Raw genomic sequence first — 20,805 nt, 5'->3', positions numbered from 1 at the left:
ATTGGGTTTCGTCATCATGCCGTTGTCGCGCGTTCGCCATGGTCTGCGCCAGCTGATCTGTCGGAGAGACGCGCTTTTCGGGCACCGTGCGCTTGGCGGGCTTTTCGGGCGGATTATCGTTTGGCTGGATAGATTAGATGCTTGCAAGCCTGCTAAACTGCGCGGCCCATGCGCCGGCATAGCTCAGTTGGTAGAGCAACCGCCTTGTAAGCGGTAGGTCCCCAGTTCGAATCCGGGTGCCGGCACCATGGTCTGGCGCGCACTGCGCCGAGTGCATGAAGGTCGTCTCCATGAAGCTCGCCAGAGCTCTGTTTTAGTCCTGTGACTACCAGCCGCGTTACTGGTGGCGTGTTGCGCTGCAAAGCAAAGGGCCGGTCGCTTGATGCCGATAGGGTTCCTGTAGACTTGGCGCGATGAATAGCAAGCCATTCCAGGGTTTATGGGTGTTCCGCGTATGAATCGCCGTTGCCGTGCATGGCGTGCTGTCGCGATGGTCGCCTTGGATAGCCCTATGCGTCTGCTCGAAGGCAGCATGAATACCTGGCGCCAGCAATGGCTGCCATTGGTTCGCGAGAACGCACTTACTCTTTGAAGCCTCGATATTCCGAGGCAGACAGATATCCAGACAGACTGAGGAAACATGGGCAAGCAGGTCATTTCCCTGATAGGTGTTCCCACCGATATTGGCGCTGGTCATCGCGGCGCATCGATGGGTCCGGAGGCTTTGCGCGTAGCGAAGCTCGCTGAAAAGCTGACCCGGCGTGGACTCGAAGTCGTCGATCACGGCAATCTGCATGGGCCGATGAATCCATGGCTGCCGCCGGAGCATGGCTATCGTCATCTGTCCGAGGTGGTGGCCTGGAATACAGCGGTTTATACGGCTATTTATGATGAATTGAATGAAGGTCGCTTGCCGATCATGCTGGGTGGCGACCATTGCCTGGCGATCGGTTCGATTACCGCCGTGGCGCGCTATTGCCGTGAGCAGGGCAAAAAGCTGCGGGTGCTGTGGCTGGATGCGCATGCCGACTTCAACACCGCCGACGTCACGCCGTCAGGCAATATCCATGGCATGCCGGTGGCCTGTTTGTGCGGTCAGGGCCCGAAAGAATTGACCGAGTTGGGCGGCAGCTCGCCCGCCGTATCGCCCGAGGTATTTCGGCAGATCGGCATTCGCTCGGTGGATGAGGGCGAGAAGCGGCTGGTGCGCGAGGCGAAGATTGCCATCCACGATATGCGCCATATCGATGAAGCCGGCATCAAGCGCGTGATGGAAGAGGCGTTGGCTGGCATCGACGAGCATACGCATCTGCATGTCAGCTTCGATGTCGATTTCCTCGACCCCAGCATCGCACCGGGCGTGGGTACCACCGTGCGTGGTGGGCCTAATTACCGCGAGGCGCAGTTGTGCATGGAGATGATTGCCGACGCGGGCCGAGTGGGTTCGCTGGATATCGTCGAGCTAAACCCGGCCTTCGACAAGCGCAACCAGACGGCACGCCTGGCGGTCGATCTGGTCGAGTCCTTATTCGGCAAGTCCACCCTGATCCGCTAAACACACTGATAAAGTCAACGATATGCAGACTCGTGTACTGACCGGCATTACCACTACCGGCACCCCGCATCTGGGCAACTATGTGGGCGCGATTCGCCCGGCGGTTGCCGCCAGCCGTCGCGCGGATGTCGATGCGTTTTACTTCATGGCCGACTATCACGCGCTGATCAAAAGCGATGATCCGGCGCGCATCGAACGTTCGCGGCTGGAGATCGCCGCGACCTGGCTGGCGGCGGGTCTCGATCCGCAGCGCGTGACCTTTTACCGGCAGTCTGATATTCCCGAAATTCCAGAGCTGACCTGGTTTTTGACCTGTGTGACGGCCAAGGGTTTGCTCAACCGCGCGCAGGCCTATAAGGCGTCGGTGGACAAAAACACCGAAGCGGGCGAGGACGTCGATGCGGGGATCACGGCCGGCTTGTATATGTATCCGGTACTGATGGCTGCCGACATCCTCGCTTTCAACGCGAACAAGGTGCCGGTGGGGCGCGATCAAATTCAGCATATCGAAATGGCGCGTGATATCGCGCAGCGCTTCAATCACACCTACGGTCGCGAGTTCTTTGTGCTGCCGGAGGTGGTGATCGAGGAGCAGGTAGCCACCTTGCCGGGCCTGGATGGCCGCAAGATGTCCAAGAGCTACGACAACACCATTCCCTTGTTCTCCGGCGGCAAAAAGCAGTTGCGCGAGACCATCATGCCGGGTGAGCCGAAAGACCCGGATAGCTCCGCGCTGTTCACCATCTTTCATGCTTTTGCCAGCGACGTGGAGAGCGCGGCATTTCGCCAGACGCTGGAAGACGGTATCGGTTGGGGCGAGGCCAAGCAGCTACTTTTCGAGCGGATCGAAGCCGATGTCGCGCCGATGCGCGAGCGTTATGACGCGCTTATCGCCCAGCCAGCGGCGATCGAAGAAATTTTGCAGGAGGGTGCCCGCAAGGCACGCATGACCGCGGCGCCACTTATCGCGGTATTGCGTGATGCCATTGGCCTGCGTTCTGGCGCAGCACTTAGCGCTCCGGTGACGAAAGCGGCGGTGAAGACGGACAAAATGCCGCGCATCGCCAGTTTTCGCGATGGCGATGGTAGCTTCCGTTTCCGCTTGTTCTCTGCTGATGGCGAGGAGTTGTTGCTGTCCAAATCGTTTGCCGATCCGAAGGCGGCCGGTGTCATGCAAAAGCGTTTGAAAAGCCTTGGCGCCGTGGGTGCGGTGCTACAGATGCGGACGCATGGCATGGCGTTGGATATCGACGGCGAACAGATTGCCGACACTCCGGATTACCACGACGAACAAGCACGGGACGAAGCCATCGCGCGCTTGCGAGAGGCACTGGATCAGCTCGCCGCCCAGGACTGAGATGGCGAGCGCTGACGGACGACTTTAAAGCCATGCGTTATCTCGCCATTCTGTTGCTTGCACCTTGGTTGCTGATACTCGGCTGGGCCTATTGGGCTTATCCGAAAAGCCTGCCACGTACTTCCGGGCGGCGGATTTTTGATTTCATCATGCTGTTGCTGGCCGCATGCGCGGCGGTGCAATCTGCGGTCATCGGTTTTGAGGCCGCAACAGTGCCCGCGCCGATGGGTGAGTTTGGTCCGTCCAGTGGGGCAATCTGGCAACAAGTGCTGCCGGCGCTTTATGGCTATGGCGCCTGTCTGGTGGTGTTGCTGCTGGCGATGCTTATTCGCCATTTGATCTGGCGCCCAAGCAAGCGCTGAGTTTTTTTCACCTGCACGAATGTTGGGATGTCCGATGAACAACGCCGCGCTACAGAGTTTTCTGATCCGCTTGTTCGAGCGGCACGACGTCGAACTGCAGCCGGATGAAGACTGGTTGATCACCGACGATGACTTTCCGGCGATTCGGGCGTCCTGGCCTGCAAGCATGCGCTGGATCGCTTTGTGCAAAGCGATTTCTACGTGCTGCTTGCTGCGTGCTGGTATGTCACCGACGATCGCAAAATACAGCTGGCCAGCTGGGATATCGGCGTACGGAGCTGGGACGTTTTTATCGGCCAGCCTTCAGTGCAAGGTGCCGAGGTGGCGCCGCCGGAGATCACCGCGATATTGGCAGAGGCGATGAAGAACGAATCGCTGAACGCCGAGGCGCACTGGGTTCGCGTGTTTTATCGCCGTGGCGATGACGGCAGCGTCGATGTCGAGACGCTGCTCGATAACCTGCCTTGGCCCGCCGGCGATCGCGCGATGCTATCGCTGGCCTGGCCGGTGGCCGAACAAGGCTATCGGGTGAGAGTTTTCGCGGTGCTCGATATTCGCGATTACTGAGAGCTCGTTCAACACCGACGAACATCGCGCAGAGTTGGATCGTCATGGTCGCCAGCGACGACTTGACCTGATGGCTTGTCAGGTCAGATGACGTCATAGGCTTCTTAGTTATGTCAGCTTGTGCGCACGTCTCGCTTCGTACGCTTTCAGGTGCGCATAGACGACATCAAGCAGGGGCGTATCTCCATACGATGCGCGAGCGCGCTTAATCATGTCGCCGATCACATGGTCGGCTTCGGTAGCGCCGCCGTTTTCCAGGTCTCGCAACATCGATGCCGTCAAAGTGGAGCCCTGATCGGTAAGCACTCGACGCGTGCGCTGTAAGACTTCCTCGCTGGGCTGGTGGCCGGCATATGCGGCCACGCTGAGACAGTCTTCCAGCAAGCGCAGAGTGGTTTCGGCGCCGCCAGGTGCGGCAGTGATATCGCCTACCGAGGCTCGCATCAGGCAGGTGATGCCCGCCAGCGTGGCCAGGAACAACCACTTGTCCCACATATCTTGCAGGATGCTGTTGCTGGCGCGCGGCATGAAACCGGCGCCGTCCATAGCCCGCGCGATGGCTCGAACCCGCTCGGAATCCATACCGTCGCGCTCACCAAAACTCAGGCTGTGCGATGGGCTTAGGTGCTGGATAACGCCAGTGGCATCCAGGGTGGCGGCAATAACGCATTGTCCGCCGAGCACGTGCTGCGGGCCAAAGCGTGCATCGAGAAGATCCAGGTGCCGCATGCCGTTCAGGATCGGCAGGATCGCCGTATGCGGGCCGACGGCTGGCGCGATGTCCTGCATCACGCTATCAAGGTCATAGGCTTTGCAGCTCAGCAAAATCAGCTCGTAAGCGTCGCGAAGTTCCGTGGCCAGCACGGTGGGCGGCGCGGGCAGCGTCAGGTCACCCGTGCTGCTGCGTATCCTCAAGCCATCGCGCGCCAGTGATGCTGCGCGACCAGGGCGGACCAGAAAGGTGACGTTGCGACCGCTTTGCAGCAAGCGTCCACCGAAATAACCGCCGGTGGCACCGGCTCCAACGATCAGAATACGCACTTATCCATCTCCGTCTGGGTGACTCCACCGGGAGCAAGACTACCTATTGATATCGCGATGCACGGCATCGGGCTTATTTCCACACATTCAGATGCGGGCCAAATACTTTGCGCTGCGCGTGTACCACGCAAAAGCGATGACCGCTCGGTGCCTCCATCACCCACCAGCGTTCGCGCACAAAGGCAATGCGTTTGGCGCCGAGTCGTTCCAGCCGGGCGGCCTCAGCTTCAAGATCATCGGTCTCGATGTCGAGGTGCACGCGGCTTTCGTGCTCGACCTTTTGCAGCAGGATGATGGGCTCGTCGCTAGCCGTTTTGAGTTCGGCGTACTTGCCATCGCCGTCTTGATCGAGCGACACGATGGGCTTGCCCAGCGCTTGGCTCCAGAACGTGGCCGCTTCGGCCAGGTCATGGGTGTGGCAATCGAGGACGAGAGTGCTCAGGCGACTGTGGTGCATGGCGTGATCCCGCGGGGAGAGGGAGTTGCATCATGCCGAGTCGAAAGCGCTGTCGCCAAGGCCCCTCCCGTGCAAGCAGGGGAGGGGCTGGATGGATCAGTTCGGCAAGGCCAAATCGTCGAGCAGCGCTTTGAGGAAGCGAGCTGCTTCGCCGCCGGTGGCCGCGCGGTGATCGAAGGTCAGCGAGATCGGCATGCGGCGATGCACTTCGATGCCGCCCATCACTGCGACCACGTCATGGCACAGCTTGCCGGCGCCGATGATGGCGACGGTCGGCGGCACCACCACGGGCGTGGCGTAGCGACCGGCGAACATGCCGAAGTTGGACAGGCTGATGGTGTAGCCGGACAACTCCGAGGCGGGGATCGAGCGATCCTCGACCTGGGTACGCAAGCGCTTGATCGCCGCGCGCACACCGGCCGCGTCGAGCACGTCGGCATTGCGCAGGGCGGGCACGAACAGGCCGTCATCGGTGTCCACGGCGATGCCGATGTCCACCTGCGGGTGCAGGGTACGGGTGAGGTTTTTGCCGTCGAACCAGGCGTTCAGTGCCGGCACCGCTTTGCAGGCGGCGACGATGGAGCGGATCAGGCGGGCGGTGATGTCCTGCTTGCCGATCCATGCGTGCAGGTCGGCGTCGTCCACCAGGGTGGTCGGCACGACGTTGGCGTGGGCCTCGGCCATGACGCGGGCCATATTGCGGCGCACGCCCTTGAGCTGCTCTGGCTGGCCGCTGGCCTGCACGCTTGGCGATGCCGTGCGTACGGCCTTGCCTGCGAGTGAGACGGGCGTGCGGGCGGCCTCAGGCTGAGGCAGCTCGGGTGCCAGGTGCCGTCCCGCCGTGGCGGCTACCGCGGCGCGTGCCGGAGCGGCGCCGAGCGCAGCCGAGCCATTCGCCGCGGCGTCTTTCACGTCTTTCATGGTGACCACGCCACCATCGCCGCTGGGGCGTACGCGGGTGAGGTCGACTTTGAGCTTTTTCGCCAAGGCGCGCACGGCCGGCACGGCTTTCACGCCACCGACGCTGCTGGCCTGTTCGACATGCACGTGGTTGCCGCTGACCATGGCGCCGACCACGGTGCCTTCGTCTTCACGATCGGCGGTGGCCTTGGCCGGTTCGGCGGCTTTCGGCTCTTCGGTTTTTTTCGGGCCGTGATGGTGGCCGGTGGACTCGGCCTCGGCGCGCTGCTTGGCATTCGGGTCGGGTGCGAACTCGGCCAGTGCGGCACCGGTTTCGATGATGTCGCCGGCGGCGCCATGCAGCTTGGTGACCTTGCCGGTATACGGCGAGGGCACATCGACGACCGCCTTGGCGGTTTCCATCGACACCAGTGGAGCGTCGAGCTTGATGTCGTCACCCACTTTTACGTGCCACTCGACCACAGTCGCGTCGGGCAGGCCTTCGCCGAGGTCGGGCAGGTAGAACGTTTTGATATCAGCCATGAGCGGATTTCCAGAATGTTATGGATACTCGAAGATTTTGCTCCCTCCTCTGCGTGTAGCAGGGGAGGGCCGGGGGAGGGGTGAAGCCGCCAAGTAACGTCATTGCTGGGCTTCGTTGGTACGCCCCCCTCCCGGCCTCCCCCTGCCAGGCAGGGGGAGGGGCGAGTAGGTCAGCTTGCCGCTAGGGTACGCTTCGCCGCGTCAACGACTCGTTCCACGCTCGGCATGTATTTCATTTCCAGGCGGAAGAGCGGGATATGCGTGTCGAAGCCGGTAACGCGCTCGACCGGCGCCAGCAGGTCATACATGCATTCCTCGGCCAGACGGGCGGCGATTTCCGCACCGAAGCCGGCGGTTTTGGGAGCCTCGTGGACGATCACGCAGCGGCCGGTTTTCTGTACCGATTCGGCGATGGTGTCGAAATCCAGCGGGGTCAGCGTGGCGACGTCGATCACCTCGGCGCTGATGCCGTCTTTGGCCAGTTCGTCGGCGGCTTCCAGGGCTTCCTTCACCTGCGCGCCCCAGGTGACCAGGGTGACGTCGGTGCCGTCGCGCAGCACGAAGCACACGTCCAGCGGCAAGGCCTCGCCGTCATCCGGCACTTCTTCTTTGTACTGGCGATAGATGCGCTTGGGTTCGAAGAACATCACCGGATCGGGGTCGCGGATTGCCGCTAGCAGCAAGCCGTAAGCACGAGCTGGCGAGGAGGGCATCACCACGCGCAGACCGGGGATATTGGTGAATAGGTGCTCGTTCGCTTCGGAGTGATGCTCCGGCGCACGGATACCGCCGCCCCACGGCGCGCGGAACACCGCCGGCACGGTACTGCGGCCACGGGTGCGGTTGCGCAGACGTGCGGCGTGGCAGGCGATCTGCTCCATCATCGGGTAGATAAAGCCTTCGAACTGGGCCTCGGCGACCGGTTTCATGCCTTGCGCCGCCATGCCTACGGTGACACCGGCGATGGTGGTTTCATCCAGCGGGGTATCGAGCACGCGCAGTTCGCCGAACTGTTCTTGCAGGCCCTGGGTGGCGCGGAACACACCGCCATTCACGCCGACGTCTTCGCCCAGCACCACGACGCTGTCGTCGTGCTTCATTTCGTAGGCCAGCGCCTGGGTAACGGCTTCGATAAGAGTGATTTGTGCCATGGCTTAGTGCCCCTTGGACTTGGATTCTAGCGAGAGGACGTAGTCGCGCTGTTTGGCGAGGTCGGCGGGTACTTCGGCGAAGGTGTAATCGAACATCGCCGTGACCGGCTGGGTCTTGGTTTCGAGGTAGGCATTCACCTCGTTGTCCATCCACTCGTCGCACTCGGCCTTCCAGGCTTCTTCTTTCGCGTCGTCCCACACACCCTTGGCCACCAGCCAGTTGCGCAGGCGCTTCATCGGCTCTCGGGCCCAGGCATCTTTCACTTCTTGTTCGCCGCGGTAACGGCGCGCATCGTCGGCGGTGGTGTGATCGCCAAGACGGTAGGTCACCGCCTCGATCACGCTGCCGCCCTGGCCGCTGCGGGCGCGTTCCAGGGCGTCTTCCATGGCCTTGCGCACGGCGATGATGTCGTTGCCGTCCACCTGGATCGAGAACAGGCCGGCAGCAATGCCTTTCTGTGCCAGGGTGGGGGCACCCGTCTGGATTTTGCGCGGGACCGAGATGGCCCACTGGTTGTTGACGATCACCGCGACCATCGGCAGGTTTTGCGCGCCGACAATGTTGATGGCGCCGTAGAAGTCACCCTTGGAAGAGCCACCGTCGCCGATGGTGCAAACCGCCACACGCGGCTCTTTGCGGATCTTGAACGCCAGCGCGGAGCCGGCGGCGTGCAGGCATTGCGTGGCGATCGGCACCGACCAGGCGAAGTCGTGGCGGGCCGGCTCGTTCTGGTAGTCGTTGCCGCGCTCGTCGCCGCCCCAGTACATGTACACCTCGCGCGGCTGCACGCCGCGATACAACTGGGCGCCGTACTCGCGATAGCTGGGCGCCAGCACATCTTCGGGCTTCATCGCGCTGCCGATGCCGATGTGAGCGGCTTCGTGGCCCAGGCAACTGGCATAGGTGCCGAGCTTGCCGGTACGCTGCAACGCCACCGATTTGGCGTCGAATACGCGGGTGGACAGCATCAGTTTGTAAAGCTCAACCATGTGGTTGAGATCGTTGGCGAAGGCTGGCAGGTCATCACGGACCTGATGGCCCTCGGCATCGAGGTATTGCAGATATTCGATTTCGAATTTAGCTGCGATGGACACGACTGGCTCCCGGAATGGGTAAGGGGGTAAACGGGGTGGGGGAGGCGCAGCCCATCCAGTGGGGCCGAGCGCGCAGGAGACTCCCTGCTGGAACCTGTACCAACCAGCGAACAGGCTCCTAAAGACCGCGCTTGATAACAGGCGGCCATGTTGCGCCGCAAGGTCCGGTGCAGCATGCGGGGGTGTACGGAGCTGTCTTTAACAACAGGTAACATGGCGCTTTTGCGGGTAGACAAGCGAGCATGAGCGAGAACCAGCGCGATCTCGAGGCCGGCATCGAACTCGACCTGAACGGGCGCCTGACCTATGGCGGCTACCTGCGTCTGGACGGGCTGCTGTCGGCCCAACAGCCGTTGAGCAAGCCACCGCATCACGACGAAATGCTGTTCATCGTGCAGCATCAGGTGGCCGAGCTGTGGATGAAGCTGATCATTCACGAGTTGAAGGCGGCGATCGTGCATTTGCAGCGCGACGAGTTGGATACCTGCCTGAAGATTCTTGCCCGGGTCAAACAGGTGCAGCGCCAGTTGTTCGAGCAATGGGCGGTGCTGGAGACCCTGACGCCGGCCGAGTATCTGGAGTTTCGCGATGTGCTGGGGCCATCGTCTGGCTTTCAGTCGCTGCAATACCGGCAAATCGAGTTTCTGCTCGGCAACAAGAATGCGCAGATGCTGCAAGTTTTTGCGTATGACCCCGTAGCTCAGCAAGCACTGCGCGCCGTGCTGGAGGCGCCAAGCCTGTACGACGAATGGCTGCGCTATCTCGCCCGCCGAGGGCACGCCGTACCGGCGGCGCTGTTGCAGCGCGACTGGACCCAGCCCTACCAGCGCCATGAAGGTTTGCTGCCCGCGCTCAAACGCATTTACGAGGATCGAGCGGGTTTCTGGCCGGAATATCACATGTGCGAGCAGTTGGTGGATGTGGAAGAAAGTTTCCAGTTGTGGCGTTTCCGTCATATGAAAACTGTCGAGCGCATCATCGGACACCGTCGCGGTACGGGCGGTTCCTCCGGCGTGGCTTTTTTAAAGAAGGCGCTCGAACTGGAATTTTTCCCCGAGTTGCTCGAGGTACGCACGGTGCTTGGCACATGACGGTGTGCTGCAGCGCATTTGACGCCAATGAGCGATAACAGCATTGCCGCAGCACCGCCGGTGCCGGATTATCCCCAGACACTTGGCCATCCACGACCGCTGTGGATGCTGTTCATGACCGAGTTCTGGGAGCGTTTTGCGTTCTACGGTATTCGCTGGGCGCTGGTGCTTTACATCGTCTCGCAGTTTTACGGCGGCGATCCCTCAGGCCAGGCCTTTGCCAGTCGCACCTATGGTGCCTATCTGGCCCTGGTCTATGCGGCGGCGATCTTCGGCGGCTATATCGCCGATCGCGTGCTCGGCTACCAGCGCTCGATTCTGGTTGGCGCGGCGGTGATGACGCTCGGCTTGTTCGCCATCGCGGTACCGAACAAGGAGGTGTTCGAGTTCGGCCTGGCCACGATCATCGTCGGCAACGGCCTGTTCAAACCGAACATCTCGACCATGGTGGGCAAACTTTACGGCGTGACCGATGGCCGCCGTGATAGTGGTTTCACCATCTTCTACATGGGCATCAATCTCGGCGCGATGATCTCGCCGGTGTTGACCGAATATCTGGCCAAGGTGCTGTTCGGCACCGATGCCATGCCTAGCTACAAATACGTATTCATCGCCTCGGGCGTGGGCATGCTATTCAGCCTGTTCTGGTTCTGGTTTGGCCGTCGCGGCCTCAAGGACGTGGGCCGGCCGGCGGAGGGCAGCGAGAACCGGATGCGGGTGGTCTACGTGCTGGCCGGCATGCTGGTGGGCATACCGGTGATTTATCTGCTGCTCGCCGCGGGCGCGGGATTTTTGCAGTGGGTGCTGAGCATTCTTTTTGTCGCGCTGTCCATCTTGTTGCTGGTCGAAGGCATTCGCAACGGCCGCGTCGCGCGCGACCGGGTGATCGCGATGCTGATTATCTTTGTTTTCAACGTGATGTTCTGGATGTTCTTCGAGCAGGCCGGCAGCTCGTTCACCTTTCTTGCCGACGAAATCGTCAACCGTCAGTTCGGCAGTTTCACCTTCCCGACCGCCTGGTTTCAGTCGGTGAACTCGATCGCGATCATTGCGTTTGCCCCGATCATCGCGTGGATCTGGGTGAGCATGAAAAGCCGCAATCCATCGATTCCGCGCAAGTTCGGTCTCGGTCTCATCTTCAATGGTTTCGCCTTTCTGCTGCTGATGTTCGCGCTGTCCAGCCTGGTCAGCGAGGCCGGCAAGATCCCGTTCTGGACCTTGTTCATGGTCTATGTCATTCAGTCGGTCGGTGAGCTGTGCCTGTCGCCCATCGGCTTGTCGATGGTGACCAAGCTGGCGCCAGTGCGGCTGGTCGGCTTCGGCATGGGCGGCTGGTTTCTGTCCACCGGCATCGGCAACAACTTGTCCGGCATTTTTGCCGGTGCCGTGAGCGGTGAAAGCGGGATGACCGTGAAGTCGGCGCTTAGCGGCTACACCTTTGGCTTCTGGGCGTTGATGGGGGCGGGCGTGTTGCTATTTCTGGTCGCCCCGCTGATCAACAAGCTGATGCACGGGGTGAAGTGATTTAGAGGCAGGGAACGGGGGATGGGGAACGGGGAATGAGTGCGCAGCAGCAGGCCACGTTCCTCGCTTTGTCCGTTACCCCGTTTCTGTTTTCCTGATATTGCCGGCTGCCCACGATCTGGTGAGCAGTTGTTGCGTGATGGACGCGGATCACACTTAAGGGGGGCGGCGGCTTCTATCCGTTCCCTGTTCCCCGTTGCCCGAACTCAGCAGCTTGTCCAGAATCCGTTGTAGCCACATCTGTTCTTCAGGATCCAGGCGTGCCAGCAGTTCGCGCTCGCGTGCCCGCGCCAAAGGCGCTACTTCGTCATGAACCTTCCAGCCGGCTTCGGTCAGGCTTAGCACGGAGCGGCGCTTGTCGCCGTCGTGGATGTTCCGGCTGACTCGCGCGGCCTCGACCAAGCGCGCCAGGGCCCGGCTTACCGCGACCTTGTCCATCGCGGTACGCTCGGCCACCTCGCGGGCGGAGAGCCCGTCGAAACGCGCCAGTACGGCCATGACACGCCATTCGGTCACGCTAAGGTCGTAGCGTTGCTGGTAGTCGTTGGCGATGCCTTGGCTGACGGTATTGGAGAGGATGGAAAGCCGGTAAGGCAGGAAATGTTCCAGCTCCAAAGGCGCGTGATCGAGGTGTGGATGGGCGGTCACTGTTGCAACGCTCCTTGCAAGTGGTTTCATATGTAACTATAACGCGTACTTATCCCGGGTGGCCGCATGCTTAGTGCTGCCAGTCATCGTCTACTGATCATCAGGAGATCCCCCATGAGCGCGCAGCCCAATCTTGGCATGCAGGTCACCACCTTTGAAAACCCTATGGGCATCGACGGTTTCGAATTTGTCGAGTTCGCCGCACCTGCGGGCCGTGCCGTCGAGCTACATGCACTGTTTCAGCGCATGGGATTCAGCGCGGTGCTCAAGCACAAGACGCGGTCGATTACCGTGTATCGCCAGGGTGGCGTCAACTTTCTGATCAACGAAGATCCGGATTCGTTCGCGGCCGAGTTCGCCAAGGCCCATGGCCCCTGCGCTTGCGGTTTCGCGATCCGCTTCAAGAAGCCGTCGGCTGAAGTGCTCACGACGGTTATCGGCAATGGCGGCGAAGCCATCAGCCAGCTGGAGGCCAGCAAGGCCGTCGACGCGCCGGTGGTGAAAGGCATCGGCGATTGCATGCTGTACCTGATCGACCGCTATGGCAGTGCCGGCAGCATTTACGACGCCGACTATGCGCCGATTGCCGGTGCGGACCAGAACCCGAGCGGTTTTGGCCTGACCTTTATCGACCATCTCACGCATAACCTCTACTTCGGCAATATGCAGAAGTGGTCGGATTACTACGAGCGTCTGTTCAACTTCCGCGAGATTCGTTACTTCGACATCAAGGGGGCCAAGACCGGCCTGGTGTCCAAGGCGATGACCGCACCGGATGGCATCGTGCGCATTCCGCTGAATGAGTCGAGCGATCCGAAATCGCAGATCAACGAATACCTCGACGCGTATCACGGCGAAGGTATTCAGCACATCGCCTGCTTCACCGACAACATTTACGACACCGTCGAAGCGATGCGTGCGAAAGGCGTGGAGTTTCTCGACACGCCCGATAGCTATTTCGAAGTGATCGATATGCGCGTGCCCAACCATGGCGAGGACGTACCGCGCCTGGCCAAGAACAAGATCCTGATCGACGCCGATCTGGAAACCAAGCAGCGCAAGCTGTTGCAAATCTTCACCCAGAACGCGATTGGCCCGATCTTCTTCGAGATCATCCAGCGCAAAGGCAATGAAGGCTTTGGCGAAGGCAACTTCCAGGCACTGTTCGAAAGTATCGAACGCGACCAGATGAAGCGCGGCGTACTGTAAACAGGCTTGCCGTAAAACCTTAGACCCCTGTTCCGCAGGAGCAGGGGCGATAGAACGAAGGGCGATGACTGCCATGCAATCTCTTCATGACCCATCCAGTGCGTACCAGTCGGGGTTCGGCAACGAGTTCGTCAGCGAGGCGATCGGCGGTGTGTTGCCCGTTGGGCAGAATTCGCCGCAACAAGTAGCGCATGGTCTGTATGCCGAGCAACTGACCGGTACGGCTTTCACCGCGCCACGGCATTGCAATCAGCGCAGCTGGCTGTACCGAATCCGTCCGGCGGCTATGCATAAGCCCTTCGAGCCACGGGCGCACGCCACGTTCCACAACCGTTTCGATGAGGCGCCGGCCACGCCGAATCAATTGCGCTGGGATCCCTGGCCGTTGCCGGGCACGCCTACGGATTTCGTCGACGGTTTGCTGACCCTGGCCGGCAACGGCGGCGCGGCCGAGCAAGCCGGTTGTGGCATCCACATTTACGTGGCCAACCGCTCGATGCAGGGCCGGTTTTTCTACAACGCCGATGGCGAGCTGTTGATCGTGCCGCAACAAGGCCGCTTGCGCCTCGCCACCGAGCTGGGTGTGCTGGACATCAAGCCGCTGGAGATCGCGGTTATTCCGCGTGGCGTGCGTTTCCGGGTCGAGCTTTTGGATGGTGAGGCGCGCGGTTATGTGTGCGAAAACTTTGGTGCCTTGCTGCGGCTGCCCGACCTGGGGCCGATCGGCGCGAACAGCATGGCGTTGCCGCGCGACTTTCTTACGCCGCAGGCCGCCTACGAAGATGTGGAAGGCGAGTTCGAGCTGATCGGCAAATTCCAGGGTTCGTTATGGACGGCGCGCATCGATCATTCGCCGCTGGACGTCGTCGCCTGGCACGGTAATTACGCACCCTACAAATATGACCTGACCCGTTTCAATACGGTGGGCTCAATCAGTGTGGATCACCCCGATCCGTCGATTTTCACGGTGTTGTCCTCGCCTAGTGATACGCCCGGTACGGCGAATATCGATTTTGTGATTTTTCCGCCGCGCTGGCTGGTGGCCGAACATACCTTCCGGCCGCCTTACTTTCATCGCAATGTGGCCAGTGAGTTCATGGGCTTGATCGAAGGCGCCTATGACGCCAAGGCTGGCGGTTTCGTGCCGGGTGGCGCTAGCCTGCATAACTGTATGAGTGGGCACGGCCCGGATGCGAACACCTTCGAGAAAGCCAGCACGGCAACGCTGAAGGATGCCGATCATTTGACCGGTACCATGGCTTTCATGTTCGAGACGCGCAAAGTGATCCGGCCGACCCGGCAGGCGCTCGATGCGCCGCAACTGCAGCACAATTACTACGAATGCTGGCAAGGCATTCGTAAACATTTCGACCCGGAGCGCAGTGCATGAAACTAGGTAGTCTCAAGGAGGGCGGCCGCGACGGTACGCTGATCGTGGTCAGCCGCGACCTCACCCGTGCAGTTCGCGCCAACGGTATTGCCACGACCCTGCAGGCTGCATTGGACGACTGGTCCAATATCGCGCCGCGGCTTAACGCGCTTTACGTCGAGCTCAACGATGGCAAGGCATTCGATGCGTTCGCGGTGGACTTTAGTAAGTTCGCCGCACCGTTGCCGCGTGCCTATGAATTTGTCGATGGCAGCGCCTACCTGCCGCATGTGGAGCGGGTGCGCCGTGCACGCGGGGCCGAAGTGCCGGAGAGTTTTTACACCGATCCGTTGATGTACCAGGCGGTGAGCGCTGGCTTTATCGGCCCGCGCGACGCGGTCGTGGTGGTCAGCGAGGACTACGGCATCGATCTCGAAGCCGAAGTCGTGGTGGTGACCGATGATGTGCCGATGGCGGTGACGCCAGCACAAGCCGCCGAGCACATCCAGTTGATCGGCTTGGTCAACGATGTTTCGCTGCGCGGATTGATTCCCGCGGAATTGCTTAAAGGCTTTGGCTTTGTGCAATCGAAGCCGCGCTCGGCCTTGTCTCCTGTGCTGGTCACGCCGGACGAGCTGGGCGATGCCTGGCAGGGCGAGAAAGTGCATTTGCCGATGCGCACCTGGATCAACGGCAAGTGGTTTGGCGCCGCCGAGTGTGGCGTGGACATGCAATTCAGCTTTGCCGAATTGATCGCGCATGCGGCCAAGACCCGGCCGTTGACGGCTGGCACCATCGTCGGTTCCGGCACCATCGCCAACGAGGACACCAGCACCGGCGCCTCTTGCCTGGCTGAGCAGCGGGTGGTGGAAACCTTGCGTGACGGTCAGCCGAGCACGCCGTTCCTCAAGTTTGGCGACAGTCTGCGGATTGAGATCACCGATCGCGATGGCGCGTCGATCTTCGGTGCCATCGAGCAAAGCATTGCGCCGCTAGCCAAATAATCCCCGCCAGCCCGCAGGCCAGGGTGGAAGCCATCGGAGCGGTTACGCCGGTACGCTTTCGCCCTTCTGGCCGGCCTTGCCTACGTAGTCACCGGTGGGCCATGCCACACTACGCGGCGGCGTAGCTGCGGAATGTCGGAATGCAGGATCGGGGTATGCGGGATACAGAAGGCGCCAAGCTCGCCATCATTGGCCTGGGCTATGTCGGGTTGCCGCTGGCGGTGGAGTTTGGCAAGCAATACGACACCGTGGGCTTCGATATCCGTGCGGCGCGGGTAGATGAATTGCGCGCCGGGCAGGACAGCACGCTCGAGGTCGAGTCCGCTGAGCTGTCGGCGGCATCGCGCTTGCGCTTTAGCGCTGCGCTCGAAGACATTCGCGCTTGCCATGTCTACATCGTTACGGTGCCGACGCCGATCGACGCGGCCAAGCGGCCCGATCTCAAGCCGCTGATCCAGGCCAGCGAAAGCCTGGGCCAGGTGCTCAAGCGCGGTGACATCGTTATCTATGAATCCACGGTTTATCCCGGCTGTACCGAGGAGATTTGCGTGCCGGTGTTGGAACGGGGCTCCGGCCTGCGCTTCAATCACGACTTCTTTGTCGGTTATAGCCCCGAGCGCATCAACCCTGGCGACAAGCTGCACCGGGTGACCGCCATCCTCAAGGTCACCTCGGGTTCTACCCCTGAAACGGCTGATTTTGTCGATGCGCTGTATGCCAGCATTATTCAAGCCGGTACGCATAAAGCCAGCAGCATCAAGGTGGCCGAAGCAGCTAAGGTGATCGAAAACACTCAGCGCGATCTGAATATCGCCCTGGTCAATGATCTGGCCATTTTGTTCAACAAGCTCGGTATCGATACCCTGGAAGTGCTGCAGGCGGCGGGCACCAAGTGGAACTTCCTGCCGTTTCGTCCGGGGCTGGTCGGTGGCCATTGCATCAGCGTCGATCCGTACTACCTGACCTATAAAGCGCAAGAGGTGGGGCATCACCCTGACGTGATTCTGGCCGGTCGCCGCACTAACGACAGCATGGGGGCGTATATCGCCAACGAAGTCGTGCGGCTGATGGTGCGTAAGGGCATTAATCCGGTGCGTGCGCGCATCCTGGTATTGGGCCTGGCCTTCAAGGAAAATTGCCCGGACCTGCGCAATACGCGCGTGGTGGATATCGTGCATGCCCTGCATGGTTACAACGCCATCGTCGATGTGCATGATCCCTGGGTCGATGCGCAAGAGGCTGAGCACGAATACCGCCTGCGGCCCATCGCCGAACCCAGGCATGGCGACTACGACGCGATTATCGTCGCCGTCGCACATCGGGAATTCGCCGCCATGGGTGCGGCAGGTATCCGTGCCTATGGCAAACCGACTTCGGTACTTTATGACGTGAAGTACGTGCTACCGCGTGAAGCGGTGGATGGGAGACTTTGAAATGAAAGTGTTGGTTACCGGTACCGCCGGGTTCATCGGCTCGCACGTCGCGATGAAGTTGCTTGAGCGTGGCGACAAGGTGGTCGGCCTCGACAACCTCAACGATTACTACGACGTCAATCTCAAGCACGCACGCCTAGCGCGCTTTATGGATCACCCCGGCTATACCCACGTGTCGGCCGACCTGGCGGGTCGTGCGGCGGTCGAGGCGGCCTTTGCCGAGCATCGGCCGCAACGTGTGGTGCACCTGGCGGCCCAGGCCGGGGTGCGCTACGCGGCGCAAAATCCGCATGTGTATGTGAGCAGCAACGTCACCGGCTTTCTGCATGTGCTGGAGGGTTGCCGTCATCACGGGGTGGAGCATCTGGTCTTTGCTTCGACCAGTTCGGTATATGGCGCGAACACGGCGATGCCGTTTTCCGAGCATCAACCGACGGAGCATCCGCTGACGCTGTACGCGGCCACCAAGAAGGCAAACGAGCAGATGGCGCATAGCTACGCGCATCTGTATCGAATCCCTTGCACCGGTCTGCGCTTTTTTACCGTGTATGGGCCGTGGGGCCGGCCGGACATGGCGTTGTTTCTGTTCACCAAGGCGATCCTCGCCGGTGAGCCGATCAAGGTGTTCAATCACGGCAAGCACAAGCGCAGCTTCACCTATATCGACGATATCGTGGAAGGCGTGGTGCGCACCCTGGACCAGGTGCCGGGGCCCAACCCCGCCTGGCGCGGCGACGCGCCCGACCCGGCCAGCAGCACTGCGCCTTATCGCATCTACAACATCGGCAACGAGCAACCGGTGGAGCTGCTGCGGTACATCGAGGTGCTGGAGCAATGCCTGGGCCGCAAGGCCAGGATGGAGCTGCTGCCGCTGCAGGCTGGCGATGTGCCGGATACCGAGGCCGATGTGTCCAGCCTGATCGACGCGGTGGGCTATCGACCCAAGGTGTCGGTGGAGGAGGGCGTACGTCGGTTCGTTGAGTGGTACCTGAGCTATCCCGCACACGGATAACCTCTTTGTCGCCTGGGTCATATCGACGCTATGCGCCATGTGATTTACTGGGCACCCCCATCTCACTGCTTAAGAGGTCATCCATGTCCACCGTTACGCTCAAGGGTAATCCCGTTCAGGTCGACGGAACGTTTCTGGCCGCTGGCGCCCAGGCGCCGGCCTTCTCGTTGGTTGGCAAGGACTTGTCGGATATTTCACTGTCCGGTTATGCCGGCAAGCGCAAAGTGTTGAATATCTTCCCCAGCATCGATACGCCAACCTGCGCAACCTCGGTGCGCCGCTTCAACGAGCGGGCCAGCCAGCTCGATAACGCGGTGGTGTTGTGCATTTCGGCCGACTTGCCGTTTGCTCAGGCACGCTTCTGTGGCGCGGAAGGTCTGAACAACGTGGCGACTTTGTCTACCTTGCGTGGCACGGCCTTCCTCAAGAACTACGGTGTAGCGATTGCCGATGGCCCCCTGGCCGGTCTCGCCGCGCGTGCCGTGGTGGTGCTGGATGAGCACGACAAGGTGCTGCATAGCGAGCTAGTGGGTGAGATCGCCCATGAGCCGAATTACGATGCGGCGATGGCCGTATTGAGCTGAGACCTTCGCGCACTTTTCTCCAGCGATTGGAGAACGCGGAAACGACAAAGGCCGGGCAATGCCCGGCCTTTGTGTTTGCAGCGTAGCGATAAAGCAGCTTACTTCGCTGCCATCAGCGCCTTGGTCATATCCAGCATACGGTTGGAGAAACCCCACTCGTTGTCGTACCAGCTGAGCACCTTCACCAGGGTGCCGCCCATGACGCGGGTCTGGGTGGCGTCATAGGTGGACGATGCCGGGTTGTGGTTGAAATCAATCGATACCAGCGGCTTGGTATTGACCGCCAGGATGCCCTTCAGCGAGCCCTGGGCGGCTTCGTTCATGGCGGCGTCGATCTCTTCCTTGGTGGTCGCGCGTGCGGCGACGAACGACAAGTCGACGACCGAGACATTGATGGTCGGTACGCGCATGGAAAAGCCGTCCAGCTTGCCGTTCAACTCCGGCAGCACCAGGCCGACCGCGGCGGCGGCGCCGGTCTTGGTCGGGATCTGGCTCATCGTAGCCGAGCGGGCACGGCGCAGGTCGGAGTGATACACGTCCGTCAGTACCTGGTCGTTGGTATAGGCATGAATGGTGGTCATCAAGCCGTGCACGATGCCGATCTTTTCGTGCAGCGCCTTGGCCAACGGGGCCACGCAGTTAGTGGTGCAGGAGGCGTTGGAGATCACCTGATGCTGGGCGGTGAGCAGGTCGTGGTTGACGCCGTAAACGAAGGTACCGTCGACATCTTTGTCGCCGGGGGCGGAGATGATGACTTTCTTCGCGCCGGCGGCGAGGTGCGCGCTAGCCTTGGCCTTGGAGGTAAAGAAGCCGGTGCATTCGAGCACGACCTCCACGCCCAGGTCGGCCCAGGGCAGTTTGGACGGGTCGCGTTCGGCACAGACCTTGATGCGGTCGCCGTTGACGATCAGGTCGCCGGCATCGACTGACACTTCACCCGGAAATTTACCGTGGGCGGTGTCGTACTGGGTCAGATGCGCGTTGGTCTCGGCATCGCCGAGATCATTGATTGCGACGATCTGGATTTCATTGGTGCGGCCGGATTCGTACAGCGCGCGCAGAATATTGCGGCCGATGCGACCGTAACCATTGATGGCGACCTTGATGGCCATGGGACAGCGTCCTCCGAAGTGATGGCGAGCAACAAAAACGGCCTGATGAGGGCCGCCAAAACATGCATTTTAGCCTGAACCTGCGGCTGGGTGGTTCCAGCGCCGGCGCGGCGGGAGGATGATGCTAGGCCTACCTTATTCCACCCTTTCGCGGAGTGCCGACGTGAGTGAAGAGAAAACCATCGAGCTGAGCCTGGAGCAGACCGGCGATTATGAGTTCCGTGTGCGCTTTGACGGCAGCTCGATTCCGGACCTGACCACCGACGAGAGCTCGCCGTTGGGCGGGGATGCCGGCCCGGATCCATCACGGCTATTGGCCGCGGCTGTGGCGAACTGCCTGTCTGCCAGCTTGTTGTTTGCCTTGCGCAAATTCAAAAACGCGCCGAGTACCCTGAAGGCCAAGGCGCGGGCCAGCTTGGCGCGCAATGAGCACGGGCGCTGGCGGGTCGTGCGGATCGCGGTGGAGCTGCAACTGGGCGACGCCGCGGAGGCGTTGGCCAATCTGGACCGGGTCATGGCGCAGTTCGAGGATTTCTGCATCGTCACCGAAAGCGTGCGCCAGGGCGTGACGGTCGAGGTGAGCGTGCGCGATGCCAGTGGCGCCGTTGTACATACGGGCTGATGCGGCGACCGGCCAAGTCACTGTCATCTGGGGCCTGTTCAGGCTATTCGCGTAGCCCGCGCCGGGATCTGTTTGCGCGCAGGGCAAGGAAGAGTGAGGGAGTGTACGTCCGTACACGACCGAGCGATGACGCCGCCCTGCGGGCAAACAGACCCGGCCCTTCGGGTTG

At 61.1% G+C, this 20,805-nt stretch carries 21 protein-coding genes and 1 tRNA gene; 15 read left to right on the top strand and 7 right to left on the bottom strand.

Going from position 1 to position 20,805, the window contains the following annotated elements; translation table 11 throughout:
* Positions 1-172: 172 nt before the first annotated feature.
* The 6 genes from OUZ52_RS13675 (at position 173) to OUZ52_RS13650 (ending at position 3,841) form a co-directional block, all read left to right on the top strand.
* A tRNA-Thr gene (locus OUZ52_RS13675) sits at positions 173-248 on the top strand.
* Between the two features lie 206 nt (positions 249-454).
* The gene (locus OUZ52_RS13670; protein ID WP_266158963.1) at positions 455-592 is read left to right on the top strand and encodes a hypothetical protein; all 138 of its coding nucleotides are present in this window, start codon (positions 455-457) and stop codon (positions 590-592) included.
* 48 nt (positions 593-640) lie between these two features.
* Positions 641-1,555: an arginase gene (gene rocF, locus OUZ52_RS13665; protein WP_266158962.1), complete on the top strand. Its 915-nt coding sequence runs from the start codon at positions 641-643 to the stop codon at positions 1,553-1,555.
* A 22-nt stretch (positions 1,556-1,577) separates the two neighbouring features.
* Entirely contained in the window at positions 1,578-2,912 is a 1,335-nt protein-coding gene (locus tag OUZ52_RS13660) for a tryptophan--tRNA ligase (RefSeq protein ID WP_266158961.1), read from the top strand.
* 32 nt (positions 2,913-2,944) lie between these two features.
* Positions 2,945-3,274, top strand: coding sequence for a hypothetical protein (locus tag OUZ52_RS13655; RefSeq protein WP_266158960.1), 330 nt, complete (start codon positions 2,945-2,947; stop codon positions 3,272-3,274).
* Positions 3,275-3,457: 183 nt separating this feature from the next.
* A complete protein-coding gene (locus tag OUZ52_RS13650; RefSeq protein WP_323135348.1) occupies positions 3,458-3,841 on the top strand; it encodes a DUF6348 family protein in 384 nt (127 codons plus the stop codon).
* A gap of 108 nt (positions 3,842-3,949) precedes the next feature.
* Here OUZ52_RS13650 and panE read toward each other — a convergent pair whose 3' ends face one another.
* From panE to pdhA, 5 genes are all read right to left on the bottom strand, one after another.
* Positions 3,950-4,882 carry a 2-dehydropantoate 2-reductase gene (gene panE / locus OUZ52_RS13645; protein WP_266158958.1) on the bottom strand — a complete coding sequence of 311 codons (933 nt, stop codon included), beginning with the start codon at positions 4,880-4,882 and terminating at the stop codon, positions 3,950-3,952.
* Between the two features lie 73 nt (positions 4,883-4,955).
* Entirely contained in the window at positions 4,956-5,339 is a 384-nt protein-coding gene (locus OUZ52_RS13640; protein ID WP_266158957.1) for a VOC family protein, read from the bottom strand.
* Positions 5,340-5,435: 96 nt separating this feature from the next.
* On the bottom strand, positions 5,436-6,782 hold the full coding sequence (locus OUZ52_RS13635) for a dihydrolipoamide acetyltransferase family protein (RefSeq protein ID WP_266158956.1): 1,347 nt from the start codon (positions 6,780-6,782) through the stop codon (positions 5,436-5,438).
* A 170-nt stretch (positions 6,783-6,952) separates the two neighbouring features.
* Positions 6,953-7,933 carry an alpha-ketoacid dehydrogenase subunit beta gene (locus OUZ52_RS13630; protein WP_266158955.1) on the bottom strand — a complete coding sequence of 327 codons (981 nt, stop codon included), beginning with the start codon at positions 7,931-7,933 and terminating at the stop codon, positions 6,953-6,955.
* A gap of 3 nt (positions 7,934-7,936) precedes the next feature.
* Positions 7,937-9,028, bottom strand: coding sequence for a pyruvate dehydrogenase (acetyl-transferring) E1 component subunit alpha (gene pdhA, locus OUZ52_RS13625; RefSeq protein WP_266158954.1), 1,092 nt, complete (start codon positions 9,026-9,028; stop codon positions 7,937-7,939).
* A gap of 242 nt (positions 9,029-9,270) precedes the next feature.
* On the opposite strand from pdhA, the gene OUZ52_RS13620 reads away from it, so the two are divergent.
* Together OUZ52_RS13620 and OUZ52_RS13615 are read left to right on the top strand one after the other, a co-directional pair.
* On the top strand, positions 9,271-10,119 hold the full coding sequence (locus OUZ52_RS13620; RefSeq protein WP_266158953.1) for a tryptophan 2,3-dioxygenase: 849 nt from the start codon (positions 9,271-9,273) through the stop codon (positions 10,117-10,119).
* Between the two features lie 27 nt (positions 10,120-10,146).
* Positions 10,147-11,643 (top strand): peptide MFS transporter, encoded by a 1,497-nt coding sequence (locus tag OUZ52_RS13615; RefSeq protein ID WP_266158952.1) that lies wholly within the window; start codon positions 10,147-10,149, stop codon positions 11,641-11,643.
* Positions 11,644-11,799: 156 nt separating this feature from the next.
* On the opposite strand, the gene OUZ52_RS13610 is transcribed toward OUZ52_RS13615, so the two are convergent.
* Positions 11,800-12,321, bottom strand: coding sequence for a MarR family winged helix-turn-helix transcriptional regulator (locus OUZ52_RS13610; protein WP_425493842.1), 522 nt, complete (start codon positions 12,319-12,321; stop codon positions 11,800-11,802).
* An 84-nt stretch (positions 12,322-12,405) separates the two neighbouring features.
* Here OUZ52_RS13610 and hppD point away from each other — a divergent pair, with 84 nt between their 5' ends.
* The 6 genes from hppD (at position 12,406) to tpx (ending at position 18,902) form a co-directional block, all read left to right on the top strand.
* The gene (gene hppD / locus OUZ52_RS13605) at positions 12,406-13,500 is read left to right on the top strand and encodes a 4-hydroxyphenylpyruvate dioxygenase (protein WP_266158950.1); all 1,095 of its coding nucleotides are present in this window, start codon (positions 12,406-12,408) and stop codon (positions 13,498-13,500) included.
* Between the two features lie 73 nt (positions 13,501-13,573).
* Entirely contained in the window at positions 13,574-14,890 is a 1,317-nt protein-coding gene (hmgA, locus tag OUZ52_RS13600; protein ID WP_266158949.1) for a homogentisate 1,2-dioxygenase, read from the top strand.
* Positions 14,887-15,873 (top strand): fumarylacetoacetate hydrolase family protein, encoded by a 987-nt coding sequence (locus tag OUZ52_RS13595; RefSeq protein ID WP_266158948.1) that lies wholly within the window; start codon positions 14,887-14,889, stop codon positions 15,871-15,873. Before hmgA ends, OUZ52_RS13595 begins: the two co-directional genes overlap by 4 nt.
* Positions 15,874-16,028: 155 nt before the next feature.
* A complete protein-coding gene (tviB, locus tag OUZ52_RS13590; RefSeq protein WP_266158947.1) occupies positions 16,029-17,306 on the top strand; it encodes a Vi polysaccharide biosynthesis UDP-N-acetylglucosamine C-6 dehydrogenase TviB in 1,278 nt (425 codons plus the stop codon).
* Between the two features lies 1 nt (position 17,307).
* Positions 17,308-18,318, top strand: a complete 1,011-nt coding sequence (locus tag OUZ52_RS13585; RefSeq protein WP_266158946.1) for an NAD-dependent epimerase — start codon at positions 17,308-17,310, stop codon at positions 18,316-18,318.
* Between the two features lie 83 nt (positions 18,319-18,401).
* On the top strand, positions 18,402-18,902 hold the full coding sequence (tpx, locus tag OUZ52_RS13580) for a thiol peroxidase (protein ID WP_266158945.1): 501 nt from the start codon (positions 18,402-18,404) through the stop codon (positions 18,900-18,902).
* A gap of 98 nt (positions 18,903-19,000) precedes the next feature.
* Here the strand turns inward: tpx and gap are convergent, their stop codons facing one another.
* A complete protein-coding gene (gap, locus tag OUZ52_RS13575; protein WP_266158944.1) occupies positions 19,001-20,014 on the bottom strand; it encodes a type I glyceraldehyde-3-phosphate dehydrogenase in 1,014 nt (337 codons plus the stop codon).
* Positions 20,015-20,177: 163 nt separating this feature from the next.
* Here gap and OUZ52_RS13570 point away from each other — a divergent pair, with 163 nt between their 5' ends.
* Positions 20,178-20,636, top strand: a complete 459-nt coding sequence (locus OUZ52_RS13570) for an OsmC family protein (protein WP_266158943.1) — start codon at positions 20,178-20,180, stop codon at positions 20,634-20,636.
* Positions 20,637-20,805: the final 169 nt, after the last annotated feature.

The organism is Dyella silvatica (genome assembly GCF_026283955.1).
Classification (GTDB): domain Bacteria; phylum Pseudomonadota; class Gammaproteobacteria; order Xanthomonadales; family Rhodanobacteraceae; genus Dyella_C; species Dyella_C silvatica.
This window is presented reverse-complemented; position numbering and strand designations above follow the sequence as displayed.